Source organism: Rhizobium subbaraonis (genome assembly GCF_900220975.1).
Lineage (GTDB): Bacteria > Pseudomonadota > Alphaproteobacteria > Rhizobiales > Rhizobiaceae > Mycoplana > Mycoplana subbaraonis.
In genome coordinates, this window is sequence record NZ_OBQD01000010.1 from 122,419 (window position 1) to 146,247 (window position 23,829).

Consider the following 23,829-nt stretch of genomic DNA (forward strand, 5'->3'; position numbering starts at 1 on the left):
AAGGTGCGTAATTTACATGGGGAATGGCGCGGTATAGGTCCAGTGTCGCTGCGCAGCGTGATCGACAGAAATCACGGAGAAAGACATTGGAACCGATCCTTATTTACGGCTTCCCCGCCGGAAGCTCCATGGGACTCGTCGCCGCGCTCGAATGGCTCGGCAAACCCTATCGCCTCTGCCGCGTCGACATGCTCGGCGAAATGCGCGATCCGTCGTATGCCCGCATCAACGGCCGGCACGAGACGCCCGTGCTGGTGACCGACGACGGCCGCGTCGTCACTGAAACGATGGCGATCGCTCACTGGCTGGCGGCGCGAGACGACGAGCGCCGCATAAGCTTCGCACCGCGCTCGCAGGAAGCAGACCGCATGGTCCAGTTGATGGCGTTCATCAACACCGGCTTCACCGGTGCCTTCGGTCCGCTCTGGACTGCGTTGGAACTGGACCGGCCCGAGCCGGCCTACGAGGCGGCATTGCGCCGCTTCGGCCGGGAGGCGGCGCTGCAGCGGCACGACAAGCTGGAGGCGATGATCGGCAACACGCCCTACCTCGTCGGCGACCGGCCGACCCTCGCGGACGGCGTCTTCGTCGGCGTCGCCCGCTGGCTCGATGTCCACCAGGTGGCGTCCCCGGATCGCTGGCCGAAGCTTGCCGCTCTTCGGCGCCGGCTCGAGCACGATCCCGCCGTCCGCTACGCCATTGCGCTGGAAAAGGGCGAGACGCCGGAAGGCTCCGGCGCCTGCCGCGGCCACGTGGCGCTGCGCGATATCATCGACCGCTACGGCGACTGAGGCGAACGCCCGGGTCGCATCGCCCGTCCCAAGGCGCTCACCGTCGTCGTCACGCCCTGCCAGGCCCGGTGCCTGGCGGGGCCGCCCGTCTCAGCCGTCCACCGCTTCCACGGCTCGCACCCGGATCTTTCCGATGCTGCGCTTGTCGAGCGAGACGATTTCGAACTCGAGGCCGTCGACCAGGAGCCTCTCGCCGGCAACAGGCAAGTGCGCAAGCTGCGTCATGACGAAGCCGCCGAGCGTGGAATAGCGGTTGGCGTCGTCCACCAGATCGTGGCCGATGGCGCTGCTGAACTGGCGGATATCGATGAAGCCTTCGGTCAGCCAGCTGCCGTCTTCCTGCTGCTCGAACGTGGCGGCCTCTTCGCCCATATCCGGAAACTCGCCAGCGATCGCCTCCAGAACGTCGGTCGGCGTGGCGATGCCCTCGAGCGAGCCGTGCTCGTCGACGATCATCGCCATCTGGACCGGCGAACGGCGAAGCTGTTCCATTACCTTCAGCACGTCGGTGGTCTCGTGGACGATCACCGGCTGGCGCGCGACGCGCGCCCAGTCGATCGACTTGCCGTCGATCAGCGCATTGAGCAGTTCCTTGGTGATCGCCACGCCGACGAACTCGTCCACCGTGTCGCGCGCCAGGATGACGCGGCTGTGCGTCAGCTTGCGGATGGCGGCATTCAGATCCTCGGGATCGTCGTTCAGGTCGAGCCATTCCACCTCGGTTCTCGGGGACATGATCGAGCTGACCGGACGGTCGCCAAGATCGAGCACGCCGCGGATCATCTCCTTCTCTTCCGGCTTGAAGAGGGCGCCCTGCGCCGCCTGTTCGGCCATGACGTCGGCGGCCTCGCCAAGCGTCTCGTCCCCGACGCGTCCGCCGAGAAGCCGCAGCACCGCCTCTGACGTGCGCTCGCGCAGGTCGCCCGTCGTGATGCGCTTCTCGCGGTTGTGGCGGCCGAGCTGGTTTGCGGCCTCGATCAGAACCGAGAAGCCGATCGCGGCATAGAGGTAACCCTTCGGAATGTGGAACCCGAAGCCCTCGACGACGAGGCTGAAGCCGATCATCAGCAGGAAGCCCAGGCAGAGGATCACGACCGTCGGATGCTTGGACACGAAAGCCATCAGCGGCTTGGACGCCAGCATCATCACGGCCATGGCCACGCAGACGGCGGTCACCATCACCCAGAGATTGTTGACCATGCCGACTGCCGTGATCACGCTGTCCAGCGAGAAGACCGCGTCCAGCACGACGATCTGGATGATGACCTGCCAGAAGACGGCGTGCACGACCTTGCCGTCCTTCGGCTTGTGCGCGCCCTCCAGCCGTTCGTGCAGTTCCATCGTTCCCTTGGCGAGCAGGAACACGCCGCCGAGAATCAGTATGATGTCGCGTCCGGAGAACGAAAAACCGCCGACGGCGAAGAGCGGCTGCGTCAGCGTCACGATCCACGAGATCGAGAACAGCAGCGCCACGCGCATGGCCAGCGCCAGCGAAAGCCCCAGCATCCTCGCCTTGTTGCGCTGGTGCGGCGGCAGCTTGTCGGCAAGGATCGCGATGAAGACGAGGTTGTCGATGCCAAGCACGACTTCAAGGACGATGAGGGTAACGAGGCCGATCCAGATGTTCGGATCTGCGAGGATTTCCATGATGAGACCTGTCAGAAGATAACGGTAAAACGCCGAAAGCCCCGGACGGATGATCCAGGGTCTATGGCGCGCTGAAGGAAATGAATTGAACTGTAGTTTCGCTGGCATCGCAGAAACGATGCCAGCCCGGATCGGTATCGACTTTCGCTGGTACTGTCGCCTTCGTCAGGCATGGCTGTCTTTGCTTCCGTTCCGGCCAAACAATTCGGTCGGACGCGCTGATAGCACGATCGCGGCGAACGGAAAAGCGCAGGCGGCGTCTTTTTGACACGCTGCCGGATGAACAAAACTTGATGAACCCGTCCTGCGGGCCGCCGCGCTGCGGGAACGCAGACGGCGCCGCCCGCCCGGAACCGGCATCACGAACCGGGCTGCTTCAGCCGCTTCGACCATTCGCCTGCTTTGCCGAGACCCGCAGGCACCCAGGGCGAACCCTTCAGGCCGAGCTTGCCCCGCAGCCCCATGGCGCCGATGATCAGGCGGTTCATCTGCGACTTGATGAACGGCAGCGAAGCAATGTGCAGGCCGGTGAAGGGGAGGAACGGATTGCGTCGCAGCGAGCCGTAGATCTCGATGCGGGTTGTCTGCTTGTAGCTCGGGCAACGGGCGTGGAAGCCGTGCGTGTCGGCGACGATCAGCGTGTTGGCCTTCACCACCATCTTGACCGGCTGGCCGTAGCCGAGCGCCGTCAGTTCTTGCGGCATGATGCGCAGCGAGCCGCGGGCGGAATACTTGTTCTCGATCGTATCGGCGCTCTCGCTGATGCGCTGCTCCCAGGCAAGCCGCTGCGGCGTGACCTTGTGCGAGCCGGGCACGTAGGAGAACGGCCCGTCCTCCTCGCCGACGTCCTTCAGGAACAGCCAGGCCTTGGCGGTCGGCTGGAAGGTGTCGCTGTGGAGTGCAGTCTGCGGATCGGCGGAACTTTCGTTCGACGGGGTCGAGGCAAGCGCCATCACCACCTGCACGACGAGAAGAGGCTGGCCGTCGCTCGAGGAAACGTAGCGCAGGAGGTTGCTCATGCGCGGATCGTTACGGGCAGCCTTGAAGCCCGGCAGGCGCTCAAGGTCGCTGTCGTCGATCAGGGCCCGGCGCGTGACCGTGGTACCCTGCAGCATGTCGTAACGGTCGAAATCACTGTTTTCCAGTTCGGACGTGACCTTCGAGAACACCTCCGGCGGCAGGAAATTCTCGATCTTGACGAAGCCGTTTTCGTCATACTCCCGGCGCTGCTCCGGTGTGACCAGCCCCGCCAGCGACTTTCGCCGCCAGTCGGCCATGTCCATGGCGAGCGACACGCGCTTTGCGTGCAGCCCCATACGGTTCAGCGTCTTGCTGCCAATGATCGGGTTGTCCGCGAAAGACTTGGCGCCCGAGGCAAGCTGGAGGGCATAGAACGGGCTCAGCAGAACGGAAGAAAGGCGCATGCAAAACCTGCTTTTGCTGATGATCTGAAGAAACCGGCGAAATCGGCTGCGCAGATGCAGACGCCACGCGCAGGATCAGCCGGTCCGGCTGCTTTTTGCTACACCATGGGCAGGGCGATAGCAATTCTGGCACCGGAAACATGAGTTGGGAAATCATCTATTTTGACATTCGTCATGCCGGTTAATCACATTTCCAGGAGCGCGTTGCGCAAACAGGAGAGCCACCTATGATCGAAGCATGTTCGCGCCCTGGCTCGGCTACAGAGACGAAAAAGGAACAGTTCAAGTGCCCGCTTGGCTCCGCCGCTCGAAAATCCTGGCAGCCGCCGTCGTGCTGTCATGCGTTTCGCTGCCGGCTGCGGCGTCGGAGATTTGCGCCAAATTGCAGGCCCGCCTGGCGAGCGTGCCCGTGACTGCGGATGCTCAGGACCGCACGCAGGTCTATTCCAGCGCGATCAGCCGCCAGAACCTCGAACTGCGCAAGGCGCGCTCCGACCTGCGCCAGCTCGGCTGCAGTGGCGGCAGCATTACTGTCTACGGCTCGTCCGGAGGCGGCGAATGCGCCGCGATCACCGCCTCCGTCAGCGAGATGGAGCGCAACCTGCAAATCCTGGAAAAGAAGCGAAGCGAAGCATCCTTTGTCGCCGACGACCGTGCCCTCCGCATGCGGATCCTGTCAGAGATGTCCCAGAACGGCTGCGACACCACCGCATCCATCGAATTGGGGACAACGGATGACAGGGATGCCGTGGCGACCGGAGCAGGAGAAAGGGACGCCGACACGCGGCGCAACGCGCCCACCACCTTCAGCAATGCCGCCGGGGCCGCCATGCCGGTTGGTGCACCATCCGGTGGAGCGCTGAGAACGGTCTGCGTCAGGACCTGCGACGGTGGCTTCTTCCCCGTATCCTCCTCTGCCTCGCCGATCGATTTCCGCCGCGACCAGCGCGCCTGCGCGGCAATGTGCCCGCAGACGGAAACGGAACTCTTCTACCAGCCGCTCGAATCGCCCGACAGCCGCGATATGGTGTCCACCGTTACCGGCCAGCCCTATTCCGCCCTGCCCAATGCGTTTGCCTATCAGAGCCGCGACCTTTCCGGGGATAGCAGCTGCGGCTGCGACCTCGGCGCCTACCATCGCAAGATGAGCGTGACGGATCCGTCCTCCCCGAACGGTAGCGGCGGCGGAAGCGCGTCCGGCACAACGCGGCAGGATGTCGGGTCGGTCACCACGATCCGTATCCATCCCGTCGCCAAGGCTCCCGAGCAGGCAAAGGCCGCCGAGGAGCGTCCCTACGATCCGGAGGAGAGGAAGGTTCGCATCGTTGGCCCAATCTTCCTGCCGAACGACCAGCCGGCGCTCGATCTGCGTCATCCCGCCGGCTCCGACTGAAGCATGCCGCGCGAAAGTCCTTTCGAAGCCGGATTAATCCGCCCTATGGATCACGGCTTCCTGAAGCAGCGTTCGCAACTCCTGCGCGGCCGTTGTCATCGCCTCGGGCTTGGCGTGGACCGCAAGTTCAATCGTTCCAAGCTCGGGCAGGCCCGCTTTGCCAGCATCGAGCACATGGAGATGCGCAGGCTTCCCTTCGGCCGTGCGCGCGGTCACACCAAGGCCCGCCGTTACGGCCGCCCAAATGCCCGCCAAACTAGGGCTGGCAAAGGCATGTCGCCATTCAATGCCTTGGGCTTCCATCGCGTTGACAGCAGCCTTGCGGAATTCACAAGGCGCGTCGAACGCGATAAGCGGCAGAGCTGCCTTCGGATCGCGCTGGAAGCTCTCCGGGCCGATCCAGACTATTTTCCTCTTGGCGACCACGTCGCACTGGGGACTGTCCAGGCGCCCCCACGTCAGCGCGAAATCGAGCTTTCCCGCTTGCACAGCCTCCAGCAGCGCCGAGCCGCGTTCGACGCGCGCTTCAACCCGAACTTTGGGATGCGCCCGCTCATAGCGGGCGAGCAAGCCGGGTAACCACGTTTCGGCAAAATCCTGCGGCAGCCCTACGCGCACCCATCCTTCAAGCTCGGCCAATCCGCGCAGCACTGTACGGGCTTCGTCATTGAGGTCGAGAATGCGACGGGCATAGCCGATGAGGATTTCGCCCGCCTCCGTCATGACAAGGCCCCGACCCTGTTTGTGGACGAGCGGCTGACCAATCTGATTTTCCAGCTTGCGCAGTTGCAGACTGATGGCCGAAGGGGAACGACCGAGACGATCGGCCGCCTTGGCGAAGCTCCCGAGGTCGATTCCGGTAACGAAGGTGCGCAGCACATCCATGTCGATGTTGACGAGACCCGTCATTGAGTTTTCCAAAACAGTCGATTTAAAACTACGAGATATTCCGAATGAATGTGTGATGCGATGATGCGCCGGTCAAGCAAAAGATCGGGAGCAATCACAATGCCCTTCGTGCATATCCGTATCGCCGGTGGCGACTTTGCCGCCGCTCAGGTTCAACAGCTTCAGACCGTGGTGACACAGTTGATGGCGGAGATCATGGGAAAGAAGGCCGATTTGACCGCCGTGCTGGTGGAGCACACGGCCGATACACTTTGGAGCATCGGCGGTGAGCCAGTCAGCGTTGCCGCCCATCTCGACGTGAAGGTGACGGCCGGGACGAATACCCCGGAGGAAAAGGCGGCATTCGTTGCAGCGGCTAGCCAGCTTTTCAAGGACACACTCGGCCCGAACTTGCCCCTGGCGACCTATGTTGTCGTGCATGAGATCGAGGCAAATGCGTGGGGCTATGACGGCCGCACGCAGCAGGCACGCCGGGCCAGTGCGCCCGTTGCGCCTCGATCCGTCGAGCGCGCAATTGCACCACGCTCGGCCTTGTCGGACACGCTGATGGCTGTTGTTCGCTTGCTCACCTTCAGCCGGGAGCGACGTAGACTGTCGTAGAACTCCCTCCTGGCGCGACAAGCTTCAAGCGCTTCGAACGGGCCTAACCCTGCTGCCCCCAGCGGTCCGCATGGACGAGTTCTTCCAGCGGCAGCCGCTGCCGCCAGCCTTTGACAGCCAGTTCCGGCTCCTCGTAGAGCGCGTCGACATAGCCGAGGCAGAGCCACGCCACGATCTCGATCCGATCGGGAATGCCGAGCAGCGCGCGGATGTCGTCTTCGTGAAAGATGCTGACCCACCCGACGCCAACCCCTTCGGCACGCGCGGCAAGCCACAGGTTCTGCACGGCACATACCGTCGAATAGACGTCCATCCGCGGATTGTGCGTGCGCCCCAGCACGACGCTGCCGGCCCGGTCCGGATCGCAGGTGACACAGAGACTGACCGGCGCCTTGAGGATGCCCTCCAGCTTGAGCGAGCGGTAAAGCTCCTGCCGCTCGCCCTCAAAGAGGTCGGCAGCCTCGGCATTGGCCCGCTGGAACGCCTGGTGCGCGCCCGCCTTGACCACGGCGTCGCGGATGACGACGAAGCTCCAGGGCTGCATGAAACCGACCGAAGGCGCGTTGTGGGCGGCCTGCAGAAGCCGGCGCAGCACCGGCTCGGGAATGGGGTCCGGGAGAAACTGATCGCGAACGTCGCGGCGCGTTTCGATGGCGCGATAGACCGCAGCCTTCTCGGCGGGCGAAAACGGGTGCGCGGGGGCCTGTTCGCCCCGCCTGGAAGGTCGCATCGTCATCTCCCCAACAATGCCTTCGACCGTCCGCCGTCCGCGCGGGCAGGCCCATCTCGCCAGGCCGGTCTTCTGACTTCGGTTCAACCGGCAAAGCCAGCCTTCCCGGCCCGAAAGCCAGTGGCATTAAGCGGAAGGATGCCTTCCCGACCTTGCCGTCCCCGTCACAGCGTTGGGCACGTTCCGGATTCGGGCGCCGCCCCCACCGGATTCCCGATTCTCCCCGCGCATGACGCGAGGCACCTGGCGGCGCCATTTGCCCATAGCCGGGCGATCTGCGCAAGCCCGTCCGCGGCTCAGCGATGTCGCAAACGACGCAAGCCGTCTTCCTTCAAGCGGCCCGGGTATCGGTATCCGGATCGTCCTTGGCGAATTCCGCCCCGGCGAAGATCGCGCGATTGCGGCCTCCCTTCTTCGCCTCGTAGAGGGCGTGGTCCGCCATCTGCATGATCCCGTCCAGCGATCGACCGTGCTCGGGGAAGCTTGCAGCGCCGGCGCTTCCGCCGACGCCGAGAAGCTGCCCGGCAAAGGGGATCGGCACCTGTGCGTCGCGCACAAGCGTCTGTGCCAGCGCAAGGATCGCTGCCGGATCGCCTTCGCCCGGGATCACCACAGCGAACTCGTCGCCACCGAGCCGCGCAAGCGTGCCGCGGGCGCCGATTCTCGTCCGGAAGCGATCCGTGATCGCCCTCAGCACCGCATCTCCGGCGGCATGACCGTGGCTGTCGTTCACCTGCTTGAACCGGTCCAGATCCACGGCGATGACGGCGAAGGGCGCGATCGCCTTCGCCGTCAGACCGCGGACGATTTCTTCGAAGCCGGACCGGTTGAGGGCGCCTGTCAGGGCGTCGTGTCGGGCGAGGCAGGCGTTGCGCGCCTCGCTCCGCTCCAGCGCCCGCACAAGCGAAGAGAACTTCCAGGCAACAAAGCCCATGACGGCGACGAAGATCGCCACCAGTGCTGCAATCTGGGGGACCGCCATCGTCCAGACGAACGAGCCGGGCCGGTTCGGACGCCAGGACGCCACCATCGGATTGAACGAATCGCCGCCGACGCCGGTGGTCAGCAGGTCGTCGTCCACAAGCGTGATCGGCGAGAAGCCGAGATCGGTCAGCCCCAGCCGCTGCTGAGACCGCAGAAGCATCTCCGCCGTCATCGGCTTGACCGTGACCATCAGGACCGGCGTCTTGCGATGATCGGGAATGAAGAGCCGTCGCGGCACCACTGCCTGCACCACGACGATACTCATGGTTCCCTCGATCATGCGCATGCCGGTCACGCTGATCGTGGGGATGGACGGCGAGAGAAGGTCGTCGGAGGCTTTCTGTGTCTCGATGAGCCAGCCGTCGCGCGTGCGCTGCAGCGCTTCGTAGTAGCTTGCCTCTGCCCGCTTCGTCAGGTCGATGATCCAGTAAAGCAGGTTGCCAGAGGTCTCGGCCTCTACGACGCGCCCGTCCCTCATCGCAAATACCGGTCCACCGGCGCTAGTGGCAAACACCATCCACGAGAATCCGGAATCTGCTCGAATGAGATGGCGCAGGTCGCGCCGGACGAATTCTTCGCTGATCGTTCCGGTACCAAGCTCGTCGAAGCTCTTGTCCCAGAATGAGATTCCGCTCTGGTAGAGCACCACCTGTTCTATCTGGTGACGGAACTCGTTCTTGACGAGCGTCTTTTCGGTGGTCGCGACGAAGTCGTTTGCCCGCCGGACAGAATAGTCCAGCACCATGAAATTGGCGCAGGCGAAAAGCGCGACGATCGCGACAGCCGCGATGCCGATCGTAATCTTCATCCGTCTGCGGCGCTGAGCCCCCAGCTCAATCACCAGATCCGACTTGCCAATCCCGGCCGACATGCGCGCTCATTCTGCCGCGTTTCGTTCTTCTTGGCCGGAGAGTAGCGGGGAAGGCGGAATATTCGCTTAAGCAGGCTGGTATTCAAAACGTTAAGGCCGGCGCCGACCGGCGCGCTTCACGGCGAGTAGCGCACGTAGGCGAAGGCGGATCCGTCCGGTGACCAGTTCGGAACGTTCATCGTCCCCTGCCCGCCGAAAAGTTCGAACAGTTCGCGTGCATTGCCGCCGTCCGCATCCATCAGTCGCAGGCGGACATTATGGTCGCGAGGATGATCGACCACGTCGCCGTCATAGGACAGGACCAGCAGCGACTTTCCATCCGGCGAAGGATGGGGGAACCAGTCGCCATAGATGCTGTCGGTAATCCGCTGAAGGCCGCTTCCGTCGGGCCTGATCCGCCAGATCTGCATGCGCCCGGTCCGGCTGGAGTTGAAGTAAATCCACCCGTCAGAAGACCAGTCGGGCCCGTCGTTTCGCCCCTCGCCGAATGTGAGGCGCGTTTCCTCGCCGCCGGCGACCGGGATCGTGTAGATGTCGAAGACATCGTTGCGGATGCCGCAGTAGCAGACATGCGCCCCGTCCGGCGACCAGCCGTGCCAGTAGGACGGCAGCGCCTTGGTCACAAGGCGCGGCATGCCGCCTTCGGCCGGCAGCACGTAGACGGCCGACTTGCCGAACATCGTCTTGTCGGTGATGGCAAGCCACAGTCCGTCCGGCGAAGGACCATGATCGTTGTTGCAACGAATGGCGAACCCCGTGTCGATCGGCTCCGGTTCGCCCTCGTCGAGCCAGAGCCTGAACAGCACGCCGTCGGCGTTGACGATCAGATGGCTGCCGTCGGGCGCGAAGTTCGGCGCCTCGACAAGATCGTCCGTCTGCCAGACGATGTAGGTCTCCCCGGTTTCGATGTCATGGATCTCGACGGAGCTGCGCATCGCAAATCCTGTTCTTCAGCGGTCGCGGAACCGGTTGGTGATCGGATAGCGGCGGTCGCGACCGAAGTTCTTCTTCGTGATCTTCACGCCCGGCGCGGACTGCCGGCGCTTGTATTCCGCGATGTAGAGCAGGTGCTCGACGCGATGTACGGTCGCCTCGTCATGCCCGCGCGCCACGATCTCCTCGGTGCCCATCTCGTTTTCCACCAGGCATTCGAGGATGTCATCCAGCACCGGATAGGGCGGCAGCGAATCCTGGTCGGTCTGGTTCGGCCGCAGCTCCGCGGAAGGAGCCTTGTCGATGATGTTCTTCGGAATAACCTCGCCGGAGGGACCGAGCGCGCCAGGCGGTACGACGGTGTTGCGCCACCGCGAAAGCGCGTAGACCTGCATCTTGTAAAGGTCCTTGATCGGGTTGAATCCGCCGTTCATGTCACCATAGAGCGTGGCATAGCCGACGGACATCTCCGACTTGTTGCCGGTCGTCACCACCATCGAGCCGAACTTGTTGGAGATCGCCATCAGGATCGTGCCGCGCGCCCGGCTCTGCAGGTTTTCTTCGGTGATCCCCGGCTCGGTGCCCTCGAACATGTCCGAAAGCGCCTCAATGAAGCCCGTCACCGGCGCCTCGATCGGCACGATGTCGTAACGGCACCCAAGCGCCCTGGCGCAGGCGGCCGCATCCGTCAGCGATTCCTGCGAGGTGTAGCGGTAAGGCAGCATGACGCAGCGCACGCGCTCCTCGCCGAGCGCATCGACCGCGATCGCCGCACAGATGGCCGAATCGATGCCGCCGGAAAGGCCGAGCACCACATTCTTGAAGCCGTTCTTGTTGACATAGTCACGAAAGCCCAGGACGCAGGCGCGGTAGTCCGCCTCCTCGCGTTCGGGAAGCTTGGACATCGGACCGCCGTCGCAATGCCAGACGCCGTCCACTTTCTTCCAGGTCACCAGCGCGACCGTTTCCTCGAACTGGCTCATCTGGAAGGCGAGCGTCTTGTCGGCATTGAGCCCGAAGCTCGCGCCGTCGAACACCAGTTCGTCCTGACCGCCGAGCTGGTTGGCGAAGACGAGCGGAAGCCCGGTCTCGATCACCTGCTTCAGCGCCACCTGGTGTCGCACCTCCACCTTGCCGCGGTAGTAGGGCGAACCGTTCGGCACCAGCAGGAGTTCGGCCCCGCTTTCGGCCAGCGTCTCGCAGACGCCGAGATCGTTCCAGATCTCCTCGCAGATCGGAATGCCGAGACGGACGCCGCGAAAATTCACCGGCCCCGGCATCGCCCCTTCGACAAAGACGCGCTTTTCGTCGAACTCGCCGTAGTTTGGCAGGTCGAGCTTGTCGCGCAGGACAAGGACCTTGCCGCCATCCAGGACGGCCACCGAATTGTGGCGTCCGGCCTCGCCCTGGCGGGGATACCCAACGATGACGCCGGGACCGCCATCGGCCGTGTCCGCGGCAAGTCCATCGACCGCCGCCTGGCAGGCCTTGAGAAAGGCAGGCTTGAGCACGAGGTCCTCCGGCGGGTAGCCGGAGATGAAAAGCTCCGTCAGAAGCAAAAGGTCGGCGCCCTGGCGCGCCGCATCCTCGCGGGCGGCCCGCGCCTTGGCCAGATTGCCGGCCACATCGCCCACCGTCGGATTGAGCTGCGCAACCGCGATGCGAAGTGTCGTCCTGTTGTTGTTCCCGGTCATTTCGATCCTCAAGCGTCTCGCCCGAACGCGTCGGGTCCGAATGCTCTTTAGAGGATGACGGGCCGTTTGAAAACGAAGGCTTTTCGATTGACGCCTTTGGCGGTGGCCACAGCGACGGACGGCCCGCCCGCCGAGGATGGACAGGTCACGGCGCTGTCTTCAGGTGCGCATTCATCCCCTGTTCAAGATGACAACGATATGACAGATAAGCGAAAATTTTGTGAAGTTTGGAGTAGCGTGTGAGATCTTCGACCTCTGCCGTAGCGGCCACAGCCGTCAAGGAAAACGTTTCCGTCGGCGTCGGCACGTCCACCCGCCTCGACGGGCTTTCGAAGACGTACGCATCACTTGCGCTGACGCTGCTATTTGCCGTCGTCAGCGTGGCGGTGGTTGAACTCATCACCCGCAAGTCGTTCGGCGACACGTTCACATTCCTCACGTCCGCCGCCCAGCCCGGCTGGACCACGTTCGGCCTCTTCTTCATCGCCTTTCTCGGCCTCGACGCCCTGATCGGCAGGCAGCACAAGGCCGTCCTGGTGCTGGCGCCGGCGGCCGTCCTGCTGGCCCTCATCTCCGAGCAGAAACAGATCTTCCTTACCGACCCGCTTTATCCGACCGACCTGCTCTTCGGCCGCCAGATCATGGAGCTGATGCCTGCGCTTGTGCGTGATCGCCCGATGACCGCGGTCGCCATCGTCGTCGGGTCGATCGCGGTCCTTGCAGCCCTCGTCTCGCTCTGGGTCTTCGCCTGGCGCCGTTTCCGCCCGCTGAGCCGCAAGGAACGGCTCGCCCGGCTTGCTGTCGCCCTGCCCCTCATCGTCGGCTTCGCCTCGATCATGGACTACAACCAGTATTTCTGGGTCCGTGACCGCCTGAAAGTCTCGCCAATCATGTGGGACCAGGCCGAGAACTACCGACACAACGGGTTCATGCTGGCTTTCGCGATCAACCTGCCGATGGCAAACGTCAAGGCGCCGGGCGGTTACTCTGCCGATGCCATCGACCAGATAAGCCAGGATCCGTTGCCGGCCGGCACGAGCCACCGCAGCAAGCCGGACGTGATCGTGATCATGAGCGAATCCCTGTGGGATCCGACGAAGCTCACCAGTCTCAAGGTGAGCCCCGATCCGATGCCGACGATCCGCAGGAATGCCGCGGGCGCGGTGTTCTCGCCGGAATTCGGCGGCCTGACCGCCAACGTCGAGTTCGAGGCGCTGACGGGTTTCTCGAATGCGTTTCTGCCCACCGGCAGCATCCCTTACCAGCAGTATGTGCGCGATCCGGTTCCCTCGCTCGCCACCTTCTTCCGCGGCGAAGGTTACACAGCGCGCGCCATCCATCCCTTCGCCGGCTGGTTCTGGAACCGGACATCCGTCTACAACTCCTTCGGCTTTCAGACTTTCAAGACCGAGGAGACGATGCCGCCGATGACCAAGCGCGGCATCTTCGCCTCCGACGAATCCCTGACCAAGGAGATCATGCGCCAGGCAGACGCGCAGGAAGACCCGTTCTTCTTCTTCGCCGTGACGCTGCAGGGTCACGGTCCCTATGAGGCGAGCCGCTACGCGAAGAATACGATCAAGATCGAGGGCGATCTTCCCTATGCGGACCGCCAGATGCTTGCAACCTATGCGCAGGGCGTCAAGGAGGCGGACGATAGCCTCAGGACGCTGATGAACTGGGCAAGGGAACGCGATCGCGAAACCATCATCGTGATGTTCGGTGATCACCTGCCGCCGCTCAATACCGTCTACACCTCGTCCGGCTACATGAACGATATCACAGCGGCACGCCGCGCCTCCGTGGAGCAGATGAAGCGCGAGCACGAGACCCCGCTGCTGGTCTGGTCCAACAAGACCGGCGCCCGCAAAGATATCGGCTCGATCAGCCCGGCGCTGCTGCCCTACCATATCCTCAAGGAGGCGGGCTACGAGCACCCCTACTACACCGGCTTCCTCGGCCGCGTACAGGAGCGCTACGACGTCATCGACCGCTACCAGCTGATCCGCCACGACGGAAAGTCAGTCACCGACTGGTCGCGCAACAAGAAGATTGATCCGTTGATCCGTGATTACCGCTACCTGCAGCACGACATCATGTTCGGCAAGCGCCGCGGCCTGGAACGCTTCTTCCCCGCCCACGCGGATGTGGTCAGCGCCGGCTCGTAAGGGACCCGCACCACGCAGATTGCAGCAGAGACTGAGATCGAAGGGCCCGTGCGATAAGAGCGCGGGCCTTGTCCGTTGGGCACGGTGGAAAGTCCGCTTCCGACATTCAGGCAAGGTCTGCCTGTAACCTGCGCTTGAAGTTATCGTCGAACCAGAGATCTGAAGCGGCCGTACGGCAGGCACCGGCAAGAGGCTCGCCGCTGATTCTGCAGGCACCGGCTGCAAACGCAAAAAGGGCGGCAAAAGTGCCGCCCTCTTGGTCACATACAGGAGTTGGTCAGTTCGCGGCTGCCATCCCGAGGATCAGGCCCGTTGCGGCACTGATGAGCAGGAACTGGTTGTCCACCCGCACCCACTGTTCGCCGCGGCGCGGCTGATGCAGGTGATGACGCCTGTAGTCGCGAGCATTGATGATCTGCCGCCGCTCGGACCGCGTCAGCTTGTTGCCCTTGGTCCACCGGTGCTTCCTGGTCACTTCGCGGGTCCTGGTCTTCGTCGTGGTGGTGGTCGTGACAACCTTCCGTTCCACCTGATGCCCGCGTGCCGGCCCGCGATGATCCTGTGCCTGGGCCTGCGCCGCAGCCAGCGGTGTGACCAGAACCGAGGTGGCGATGAGAAGCGTGAGGAGCTTTTTCATGGGTGTTTCCTTTCGTCTTGACGGCCCGAAACTAAGGCGCGGCCGATGAACGGAAACTGAAACTTAAATTAAAGTTTCGTAATGATATCAGTATTTTATATATAAATAATAATGCAAATTACAAGGAAGGAAGCGCCGCCCGGCGAAACGACTGGACGGCGCCTCATTTCATCAGACCAGTTCGGCCGAGCGGGTCCAAAGGTTGATGTGCGCCTCGCGCGCGTAGCCGTCGATCGCCTTCAGTTCCTCGGCCGTGAAGTCCGCCTTCTCCAGCGCCTTCACGCAATCGACGATCTGCGGAGAACGGCTTGCGCCGATCAGCGCCGACGTGATGCGGCCGCCGCGGAGCACCCAGGCGATCGCCATCTGCGCCAGCGTCTGGCCGCGCGCCTGCGCGATGTCGTTCAGCTTGCGGACATTGTCGATCGTCTCCGGGCGGATGAAATCCTTCTTCAGGAAGTGGTTCTGCGCCGCGCGGCTATCTTCGGGAATGCCGCCGAGATACTTCGTCGTCAGCATGCCCTGCGCCAGCGGCGAGAAGACGATGGAGCCGATCCCGAGTTCTTCAAGCGTATCGACCAGCCCGTCGGTTTCGGTCCAGCGGTTGAGCATGGAGTAGCTCGGCTGGTGGATCAGGCACGGCGTGCCGAGATCCTTGAGGATCGCCGCCGCCTCGCGGGTGCGCTGCGAATTGTAGGAGGAGATGCCGACATAGAGCGCGCGGCCCGAGCGGACGATGTGGTCGAGCGCAGCACAGGTCTCCTCCAGCGGCGTCTCGGGATCGAAGCGGTGCGAATAGAAGATGTCGACATAGTCGAGCCCCATGCGCTTCAGACTCTGGTCGCAAGAGGCGATCAGGTACTTGCGGCTCCCCCACTCGCCATAGGGGCCGGGCCACATGTCGTAGCCGGCCTTCGACGAGATGATCAGCTCGTCGCGCAAACCGGCGAAATCGGTGCGCAGGATCTCGCCGAATGCGGTCTCTGCCGAACCGGGGGGCGGTCCGTAATTGTTGGCGAGGTCGAAATGGGTGATGCCGAGGTCGAAGGCGGTGCGGCACATGTCGACCTTTCGCTCATGCGGCGTGTCGCCGCCGAAATTGTGCCAGAGGCCGAGCGAAATGGCCGGGAGCTTCAGGCCGGAGCGTCCGAGGCGGTTGTACTTCATTGTTTCGTAGCGGTTTTCCGCCGGCTGCCAGGCCATGGCTGTCCTCCATTTCATGTATCGGGCGGGAATGGATACTCCCGCCCGCCCCGATCCTGCAAGTGGGCTGGCAAGTGGCAGGGCAAGTGGTCCGGCGCACCCACGCCTCCTTGCCGGGAGAAGGGTCGCAATCGCTGTGGATCACTTTTTCAGGCGGCATCCTCCGTGCCAGACACTGCGACATCCTCCCGCAGCAACGCCCGGGCCTCCTCAATCCCGAACGCCTCCGGCTGGGTGCAGGTGGTGACGATGTCGATCGCCCGTCCCTCTTCCGCCGAGCGCAGGATCGCCGTCAGAACGTCGATCGTGTGCAGCGAGCGGTCGAGCGAGCAGCGGTAGTCACGGCCCGTCGCCACCGCCTCCATCATGTCGGCAAGGCCGACGCCGCGGTAGTTGGCCTGCGTACCCCAGTCGAAGGCATAGTTCTTCGCCGTCAGCGGATGGTCCCACACCTCCACCGGCTTCGGTTCCCGATCCATGCCGGCCACCTCCACCTCACCGCCGAAGAAATTCGGATCCGGCACGAAGATTGCTCCGTCGGTGCCGTAGAGTTCCATGTTCTGGTGGCGATGGGCCCAGACGTCCCAGCTCGCCATCAGCGAGACCTGCGCGCCGCTTGCGAATTCGAGCACAGCATGGATGTTGGTCGCAACGATGACCGGAACACTCTCGCCCGTGCGAGGGCCTATGCCGATCGTCCGCTCCGTGCGCGCCCTGTTGGCCAGCGCCACGACGCGCTTCACCGGCCCGACGAGGTTGACGAGGTTGTTGACGTAGTACGGCCCCATGTCGAGGATCGGCCCGCCGCCGGGGGCGAAGAAGAAGTCCGGGTTGGGATGCCAGCTCTCCATGCCCGGTCCGAGCACGTGGGCGGTCCCCGACATGACCTTGCCGATCCGGCCGCTGTCGATCAGGTGCCGGGCAAACTGGTGCGACCCGCCGAGATATGTGTCGGGTGCGGATCCGACCTTCAGCCCCTTCGCATCGGCGGTCCGGCGCAGTTCTTCGCCCTGCTCCAGCGTCAGCACGAACGGCTTTTCCGAATAGACGTGCTTGCCCGCCTCCAGCGCCTGCTTCGACACGGGATAATGCGCCTCGGGAATCGTCAGGTTGACGACGACGTCGACCGCCGGATTGGCAAGCAGCGCCTCGATCTCCTGCGCCGGGACGCCGAACTCGTCGGATCGGGCCTTCGATGCCGCCGGATTGATGTCGGCGCAGGCGACTATCTTGAGGTTGCGGAAGAGCGGGATCAGCTTGAAGTAGGCGCCGGAAATGTTGCCGCAGCCGATGATGCCGACGCCGAATTCCCCCGTCCCTTTTTCCTTGTTCATGGTAGCCATCCTCAGAATGCCTTGATCGTTGCGATGGACCGGTCGGCAAGCCGCTTCAGGTCCTTCGGGTTGTCGTGCTCGACGATGAAGTATTTCGCCTTCGTGGCCGAAAGCGCCTTCATCAGTTCGCGCCAGGGCAGCGTGCCGTAGCCGACGTCCGCCCAGCCATCCTCGTCGGCGTTCTCGCCGGCGGGTGCTATGTCCTTGACGTGCACCGAGGTGATGCGGTCGGCATATTTTTCAATCCAGGCCAGCGGATCCGCTCCGCCGCGGACGATCCAGGCGATGTCCGCTTCCCAGGAGAGGTCGGGCCCGCCCGCGAAGATCTCGTCCTGCGGGAAGCTGCCGTCCGGCAGGGCGATGAACTCGAAGTCGTGGTTGTGCCAGCCGAAATCCAGCCCGGCCTTGCGATAGGGCACAGATGCCTTCTGCAGCCGCTCGCCGAAGGCGCGCCAGCCGCTCGCATCGGTCGGACGATCTTCCGGCATCAGATACGGGCAATAGATCGCCTGGATACCCAGCGTGCGGACGATCTCCAGCACGCGTTCCGGCTCCTCCTCCAGCATGTCGATGCCGAAATGGGCCGTCGGCATGGAGAGCCCGTTCCCGTCGAGATCGGCTTTGATCGCGGCGATTGCGGTACTATCGAGCGTGGCATAGAGCGCGCTGTAACCTTCGACCTGGCTGTAGCCCGCCTGCGAGACGACGCGGAACACCTCTGAAAAGGGCTGGAAGTTGCGGGCACTGTAAAGCTGGAAGCTTATTTTCTGCACGGGGCTTTCTCCTTGAAAGTTCTAAAGTGGCAGGTGACGAAGCTAGCCGCCGGACGACAGCGGCCCGGCGTGGCAGGAATGCAGGTCGAAGGCATGGAAGGAAGGAGCCGCCCCGTCGGCAATCGGTTCGGATGGCGTGAAGACGAGCGCCTTACGCTCGCCGGCGGTCAGGTCGAACACATTGTCGGACCAGCGGCCCGCGATACTGGCCTCCACCATCGCGTAAAGCGCCAGCCCGTGGGCAGCCGCTAACACATCGAAACTGCCATCGCTGCGCGGCGTTGCCTTCACGTTAAGCCCCGATGGCGCAAGGTCGAGGGTCTTGTAGGCCGCCGGTGCATGGTGGCCCTCGCCACGCATGCCGTTCGAGGCCTCGAAGCTCCAGAAGAGCAGCGTCCCATCCGGCAGGTCGACCGCATCGATCGACACCAGCGTTTCGGGCCGGTCCGTCCCGCAGGCGCCGGCAACCTTTCGCAGAATCCGGCGCTCCCCGGAAAGGCTGACGACATACGTCACGAGCGCAACCTCGACCGCCTCGGGCGTGTCGTTCACCACAGAGAGATCGATCCGCAGCCCGTCCTTGGAAGGAATGGCGGCGACCGCGACCGGCTGGAAGAACCGGCGCACCATGTAGTGCATCGCCTTCCAGCCACCGCCATGGTCGAGGCTCGACCAGGAGGCGACCGGCCAGGTGTCGTTCAGCTGCCAGTAAAGCGTGCCCATGCAATGCGGCTTGAGCGAGCGCCAGTATTCCACCGCGGTGCGGATCGCCAGCCCCTGCTGCACCTGACTGAGATAGACGAAGCCCGGAAAATCCTTAGGAAAGCGGAACGATCGGAACATCGTTGCAGCGATCCGCTCGTTGCCGCCGGCGTTTTTCTGGTGCCACTCCATCACCGGCGAGGCGATGTTCATGTCCCTTTCGCAGGCGAAGCGTCGGATCACCGGCATGGACGTGTAGGACTGGAAGCCGAACTCCGAGCAGAAGCGCGGACGGACGGTGCGGTAGTCCTCGAACGGCTTGTTCTCGTGCCAGACCGACCAGTAGTGCATGTCGCCGGAACCGTCCGCATGCCAGGCGTCGCCGAAGTCGAGATAGCCCGAAGCCGGGCTCGATGGCCACCAGATCGCCCCCGGCGCCGCCTTCTTCATCGCAAGTTCGATCGTCCTGTTCAGCCGGTCATAGGAGACGAGATAGCGGTCGCGGTCGCGGCGCGAGACGTCGAACCAGGTCAGCGCGCCGACGAGCTCGTTGTCGCCGCACCACAGCACGATCGAGGGGTGCGAGGACAGCCGCCGCACCTGGTAGTCCACCTCAGCCGTGACGTTGTCGAGGAACTCCAGTGTCGAGGGATAGAGGTTGCAGGCGAACATGAAGTCCTGCCAGACCATCAGCCCCATCTCGTCGCAGAGATCGTAGAACCAGTCCGGCTCGTAGAACCCGCCGCCCCAGACGCGGATCATGTTCATGTTGGCGTCGACTGCCGATTGCAGCAGGTCGCGCACGCCCTCCTTCGTCACGCGCGAGAACAGCGCGTCGGCGGGGATCCAGTTGGCGCCGCGGCAGAAGATCTCGCGCCCGTTGATCCGCAGCGCGAAGCGGCTTCCCGCCTCGTCGCGATCGGTCAGAAGCTCGACCCGCCGGAAGCCAACGCTGCGCGTCACGCTCTCCGTCGGAGTCTCCACTGTAACCTGTGATACCGCCTGCTGGCCGTGGCCGGCCGGCCACCAAAAGTCCGGCTCGTCCACGTGGAAGAGATGCGTCAGCACCGTCTCGCCGGCATTCACGCCGATGTCGAGCCGCACGCGCTCGCCGTCGAGCGAGAAATGCACCGGCAGGATGCCCGGCTCCTCGGCGTGGAAGGTCGCGGTCACGTAGAGATCGACCGAACCGTCGGCGTGGTGGAACTGCCGCGTGGTGACATGCTCGATCCGGGCGATCTCGAGCTTGCGCAGCACGATCGGCGCATAGATGCCGAGCGGCGCGATGGCGAGATTCCAGTCCCAGCCGAAATGGCATTGCGGCTTGCGCAGCATGTTGCCATTGGCGATCGGCGAGTTGCCCTCGTGCCAGGGCACGAAGAAGGGCTGCTCCGCCTGCCGGGCCGCACCCGCCGCAATCGCAGAATGGATGACCACGCGGATGGTGTTCTCGCCGGACTTGAGCGCCTCGGTAACGTCCGGCCGGTAGCGCCGGAAGCAGTTGTCGGTGTCCTGCACCAGCACCCCGTTGACATAGACCGACGCCACCGTGTCGATGCTACCGATGTCGAGATACCAGGCCGCCTCCAGCATCTCCGGCTGAACGAGGAACGTCCGCTCCATCGCCCAGTCGGCCTCCGCGACCCAACGCACGTCGAGCTCGTTGCGGCCGACATAGGGGTCGGCGATGATTCCCGCCGCCATCAGCGCCGAATGAACGTCGCCGGGCACCCTCATGGAGGCTGCATGCGGGCCCTCCAGCATCGAGAGCTGCCAGGTGCCGCTGAGGTCAATGGCCGTGATGTCCTGTCGTGTCGTCATCGCTTCAGTCTCGAAAATCCTGCTTTCATCCATGATGGGGAGCGGAAGCTGCGTCCCCTTGGCGGCCGCCGCAGCCCACTCCAGCGCTCCCCCCGAGGGGAAAGGAAACATGCCCTAAACAGCGCCAACGTCTGCCGAGGCTGCCACACCCTCCCTTCTCCCCGCCTGCGGGGAGAAGGTGCCGGCAGGCGGATGAGGGGCTGGCACCCACATGCACCGCCCGGTTCGCCCCGCCCCGCCCCGCGAGCGCCCTCAGATTCGCTCCTCCGTCGCAGCGTCGAACAACGAGGCCAGCGACATGTCGAAGGAGAGCCGCACCTTCGTGCCCGGGCTGAAGCGCCGCGAACCCGCTGTCCGCACCGCCATGGTGTGCCCGGCGTTCTTGAGCCAGAGCAGGTTGTCCGCCCCCATCGGCTCCTCGATATCGACCACGGCCTCGTGCCTCTCGGCTGCAGCCACACCCGGCTCATCCACCTTCACATGCTCCGGGCGGACGCCGAGCACGACCCTGCGCCCGGGCAGCAGCGGCTCGCCCGTCCTGTAGCCGTCGAGCGAGAAGGTTACGCCCTCGGCAACGAACACCGGCTTGCCGTCCACAGCCGCTGCGATCTCGCCCTTCAGGAAATTCATCGACGGCGAACCGATGAAGCCGGCGACGAACATGTTCTTCGGCGCGTTGTAGATCGTGTTCGGATCGGCAAGCTGCTGGATGACCCCGCCCTTCATGATGGCGATGCGGTCGGCAAGCGTGAGCGCCTCGATCTGGTCGTGCGTCACATAGATCATGGTGTTCTTCAGCGACTGGTGCAGCCGCTTGATCTCCACGCGCAGCTCCGAGCGCAGCTTTGCGTCGAGGTTGGACAGCGGCTCGTCGAACAGGAAAACGTCGACGTCGCGGACCAGCGCCCGGCCAATCGCCACGCGCTGCCTCTGCCCGCCGGAAAGTTCAGACGGCTTGCGTTTCAGAAGCGGCCCTATCTGCAGGATCTCGGCTGCGCGCTTGACCCGCTTGTCGATCTCGGCCTGCGGCAACTTCGCCACCTTCAGGCCGAAGGAGAGGTTCTTCTCCACCGTCATCTGCGGATAGAGCGCGTAGGACTGGAACACCATGCCGATGCCGCGGTCCTTCGGCTCGTCCCAGGTGACATTGCGGCCGTTGATGAAGATCTGCCCGTCGGTGATGTCGAGCAGGCCGGCGATGCAATTGAGCAGGGTCGACTTGCCGCAGCCGGACGAGCCGAGCAGCACCAGAAATTCGCCCTCCTGGATGTCGAGGTTGAGCTGGTCGAGGACGGTGACCTGGCCGAAGCTGAGCCTGAGGTCTTTGACGGAAACGCTGGTCATGCGCTTAGCCTTTCACGGCGCCGGCGGCGATGCCGCGGACGAACAGCCGGCCGGAGACGAAGTAGACGAGGAGCGGAACAGCGCCCGTCAGGATCGTCGCGGCCATGTTGACGTTGTATTCCTTCACACCCTGGACGGAGTTGACGATGTTGTTGAGCTGCACCGTCATCGGGTAGTATTCGGGCCGTGTGAACACGACGCCCATCAGGAAGTCGTTCCAGATGCCTGTCACCTGCAGGATCATCGCCACGACGAAGATCGGCAGCGACATCGGCACCATGATCTTGAAGTAGATGCCCCAGAAGCCGGCGCCGTCGACGCGCGCGGCCTTGAACAGCTCCTCCGGCAACCCGGCGAAATAGTTGCGGAAGAGCAGCGTCAGGATCGGCATCCCGAAGATCGTGTGGACGATGATCAGCCCGTAGAGCGAGCCGTAGAGGCCAATCTCGCGCAGGATGATGACGATCGGATAGATCATCACCTGGTATGGGATGAAGGCGCCGACCACGAGGATGGTGAAGAAGGCGTCCGCCCCCTTGAACCGCCAGTTCGACAGCGCATAGCCGTTGACCGAGGCGATCGCGATCGAGACGACCGTCGAGGGCACGGTGATCAGCACCGAGTTCCAGAACCCGCGCGACAGCCCGTCGCAGTTCAGCCCCGTGCAGGCGCTCGACCACGCCTTCACCCAGGGCTCAAAGGTGACCTCCAGCGGCGGGGCGAAGATGTTGCCGAGCCGGATCTCCGGCATGCCCTTCAGCGAGGTCACGATCATCACGTAGAGCGGCAGGAGATAGTAGGCGGCGGCGACGAACAGCGTGCCGTAGACGATCACAGTGCGGGTCGAAAGCATGCGGCGCGGCTTGGCGCCCCTCGGCCCATCGGCCAGCCCGGTCATGGGTCCGGCCGTCGTTATCGACGCGGGCGCAGTCGCGGCAAGGTTGGTTTTCTTCAAGTGGCCTCGATCAGACACGCTTGCGCCCTCCCCCGAATTCCAGATAGGCCCAGGGCACGATGATGATCGCGACGGTGATCAGCATCATGGTGGAGGCGGCAAAGCCCTGGCCGAGGTTCTGCGCCTGGAACATGTAGTCGTAGACGTATTTCGCCGGCACCTCCGAGGCGATGCCCGGCCCGCCGCTGGTCTGGGCGACGACGAGGTCGTAGACGCGCACGATGCCGCTGGCGATGATGACGAGCGTGGTGACGAATACCGGCCGCATCATCGGGATGACGACGAACAGGTAGGTCTTCCACATCGGGATCCCGTCCACCCGCGAAGCCTTCCAGATGTCCTCGTCGATGCCGCGCAGACCGGCCAGCATCAGGCACATGACGAGCCCGGTGCCCTGCCAGAGCGCGGCGATCAGGATTCCGTAGATGACGATGCTGGAATTGTAGAGCGGATCGAAATCGAAGCCCGCCCAGCCCATGGCGCGCACCGCCGACTGGATGCCGTGCTCGGGATTGAGCAGCCACTGCCAGACGAGCCCGGTGACGATGAAGGACAGCGCGAAGGGATAGAGGAAGATCGTCCGGAAGGTGTTCTCGAAGCGGATCTTCTGATCCATCAGTGCCGCGAGGACGAAGCCGATCACCAGGCTGAAGACCAGCGAGAAGATGCCGTAGATCGCGAGATTCTCGATCGAGACCAGCCAGCGCGGCGTCGACCAGAGGCGCTCGTACTGATCGAGGCCGACGAATTTCAGCCGCGGCAGCAACTTCGAACTGGTGAACGAATAGACGACCGTCCACACCGTGCCGCCGAGAAAGATCACCACGGCGGTGAGCATCATCGGAACAGATGCGATCTTGGCGCTCAGGTTGCGCGTGAGACGGCTAGGCCGTCCGGCGCGCGCATTGCTCGACAT

At 63.7% G+C, this 23,829-nt stretch carries 19 protein-coding genes and 1 riboswitch; of the genes, 4 read left to right on the forward strand and 15 right to left on the reverse strand.

Going from position 1 to position 23,829, the window contains the following annotated elements; genetic code table 11:
* The first annotated feature begins 86 nt into the window (after nucleotides 1-86).
* Nucleotides 87-791: a glutathione S-transferase family protein gene (locus tag CRO48_RS16660; protein ID WP_097140988.1), complete on the forward strand. Its 705-nt coding sequence runs from the start codon at nucleotides 87-89 to the stop codon at nucleotides 789-791.
* Between the two features lie 90 nt (nucleotides 792-881).
* Here the strand turns inward: CRO48_RS16660 and CRO48_RS16665 are convergent, their stop codons facing one another.
* Nucleotides 882-2,438 carry a TerC family protein gene (locus CRO48_RS16665; protein ID WP_097140989.1) on the reverse strand — a complete coding sequence of 519 codons (1,557 nt, stop codon included), beginning with the start codon at nucleotides 2,436-2,438 and terminating at the stop codon, nucleotides 882-884.
* Between the two features lie 359 nt (nucleotides 2,439-2,797).
* The gene (locus tag CRO48_RS16670; RefSeq protein WP_097140990.1) at nucleotides 2,798-3,862 is read right to left on the reverse strand and encodes a phytanoyl-CoA dioxygenase family protein; all 1,065 of its coding nucleotides are present in this window, start codon (nucleotides 3,860-3,862) and stop codon (nucleotides 2,798-2,800) included.
* Nucleotides 3,863-4,148: 286 nt separating this feature from the next.
* On the opposite strand from CRO48_RS16670, the gene CRO48_RS16675 reads away from it, so the two are divergent.
* Entirely contained in the window at nucleotides 4,149-5,255 is a 1,107-nt protein-coding gene (locus CRO48_RS16675; protein ID WP_176526791.1) for a DUF2865 domain-containing protein, read from the forward strand.
* 33 nt (nucleotides 5,256-5,288) lie between these two features.
* Here CRO48_RS16675 and CRO48_RS16680 read toward each other — a convergent pair whose 3' ends face one another.
* Nucleotides 5,289-6,164: a LysR substrate-binding domain-containing protein gene (locus CRO48_RS16680; RefSeq protein ID WP_245423554.1), complete on the reverse strand. Its 876-nt coding sequence runs from the start codon at nucleotides 6,162-6,164 to the stop codon at nucleotides 5,289-5,291.
* Nucleotides 6,165-6,263: 99 nt separating this feature from the next.
* On the opposite strand from CRO48_RS16680, the gene CRO48_RS16685 reads away from it, so the two are divergent.
* A complete protein-coding gene (locus tag CRO48_RS16685; RefSeq protein ID WP_097140992.1) occupies nucleotides 6,264-6,764 on the forward strand; it encodes a tautomerase family protein in 501 nt (166 codons plus the stop codon).
* Nucleotides 6,765-6,807: 43 nt separating this feature from the next.
* On the opposite strand, the gene bluB is transcribed toward CRO48_RS16685, so the two are convergent.
* The 4 genes from bluB to CRO48_RS16705 form a co-directional block, all read right to left on the reverse strand.
* On the reverse strand, nucleotides 6,808-7,494 hold the full coding sequence (bluB, locus tag CRO48_RS16690; protein ID WP_097140993.1) for a 5,6-dimethylbenzimidazole synthase: 687 nt from the start codon (nucleotides 7,492-7,494) through the stop codon (nucleotides 6,808-6,810).
* A 45-nt stretch (nucleotides 7,495-7,539) separates the two neighbouring features.
* Nucleotides 7,540-7,756, reverse strand: a riboswitch (cobalamin riboswitch).
* Between the two features lie 69 nt (nucleotides 7,757-7,825).
* Nucleotides 7,826-9,349, reverse strand: coding sequence for a diguanylate cyclase domain-containing protein (locus CRO48_RS16695; RefSeq protein ID WP_097140994.1), 1,524 nt, complete (start codon nucleotides 9,347-9,349; stop codon nucleotides 7,826-7,828).
* A gap of 116 nt (nucleotides 9,350-9,465) precedes the next feature.
* Nucleotides 9,466-10,284 (reverse strand): TolB family protein, encoded by an 819-nt coding sequence (locus CRO48_RS16700; RefSeq protein ID WP_097140995.1) that lies wholly within the window; start codon nucleotides 10,282-10,284, stop codon nucleotides 9,466-9,468.
* Nucleotides 10,285-10,299: 15 nt separating this feature from the next.
* Nucleotides 10,300-11,976 (reverse strand): NAD+ synthase, encoded by a 1,677-nt coding sequence (locus tag CRO48_RS16705; RefSeq protein ID WP_097140996.1) that lies wholly within the window; start codon nucleotides 11,974-11,976, stop codon nucleotides 10,300-10,302.
* Between the two features lie 239 nt (nucleotides 11,977-12,215).
* On the opposite strand from CRO48_RS16705, the gene CRO48_RS16710 reads away from it, so the two are divergent.
* Nucleotides 12,216-14,144: an LTA synthase family protein gene (locus tag CRO48_RS16710; RefSeq protein WP_097140997.1), complete on the forward strand. Its 1,929-nt coding sequence runs from the start codon at nucleotides 12,216-12,218 to the stop codon at nucleotides 14,142-14,144.
* Nucleotides 14,145-14,421: 277 nt separating this feature from the next.
* On the opposite strand, the gene CRO48_RS16715 is transcribed toward CRO48_RS16710, so the two are convergent.
* From CRO48_RS16715 to CRO48_RS16750, 8 genes are all read right to left on the reverse strand, one after another.
* Nucleotides 14,422-14,781, reverse strand: coding sequence for an RcnB family protein (locus CRO48_RS16715; protein WP_097140998.1), 360 nt, complete (start codon nucleotides 14,779-14,781; stop codon nucleotides 14,422-14,424).
* 171 nt (nucleotides 14,782-14,952) lie between these two features.
* A complete protein-coding gene (gene mgrA / locus CRO48_RS16720) occupies nucleotides 14,953-15,984 on the reverse strand; it encodes an L-glyceraldehyde 3-phosphate reductase (protein ID WP_097140999.1) in 1,032 nt (343 codons plus the stop codon).
* 149 nt (nucleotides 15,985-16,133) lie between these two features.
* A complete protein-coding gene (locus tag CRO48_RS16725; protein ID WP_097141000.1) occupies nucleotides 16,134-17,318 on the reverse strand; it encodes a Gfo/Idh/MocA family protein in 1,185 nt (394 codons plus the stop codon).
* 11 nt (nucleotides 17,319-17,329) lie between these two features.
* Nucleotides 17,330-18,091: a sugar phosphate isomerase/epimerase family protein gene (locus tag CRO48_RS16730; RefSeq protein ID WP_097141001.1), complete on the reverse strand. Its 762-nt coding sequence runs from the start codon at nucleotides 18,089-18,091 to the stop codon at nucleotides 17,330-17,332.
* A gap of 42 nt (nucleotides 18,092-18,133) precedes the next feature.
* Nucleotides 18,134-20,614: a glycoside hydrolase family 2 protein gene (locus CRO48_RS16735; protein WP_097141117.1), complete on the reverse strand. Its 2,481-nt coding sequence runs from the start codon at nucleotides 20,612-20,614 to the stop codon at nucleotides 18,134-18,136.
* 252 nt (nucleotides 20,615-20,866) lie between these two features.
* Nucleotides 20,867-21,958, reverse strand: coding sequence for an ABC transporter ATP-binding protein (locus CRO48_RS16740; protein ID WP_097141002.1), 1,092 nt, complete (start codon nucleotides 21,956-21,958; stop codon nucleotides 20,867-20,869).
* A 4-nt stretch (nucleotides 21,959-21,962) separates the two neighbouring features.
* Nucleotides 21,963-22,856, reverse strand: a complete 894-nt coding sequence (locus CRO48_RS16745; protein WP_097141118.1) for a carbohydrate ABC transporter permease — start codon at nucleotides 22,854-22,856, stop codon at nucleotides 21,963-21,965.
* Nucleotides 22,857-22,923: 67 nt separating this feature from the next.
* Complete coding sequence (locus CRO48_RS16750; protein ID WP_097141003.1) at nucleotides 22,924-23,829, reverse strand: carbohydrate ABC transporter permease; 906 nt, start codon at nucleotides 23,827-23,829, stop codon at nucleotides 22,924-22,926.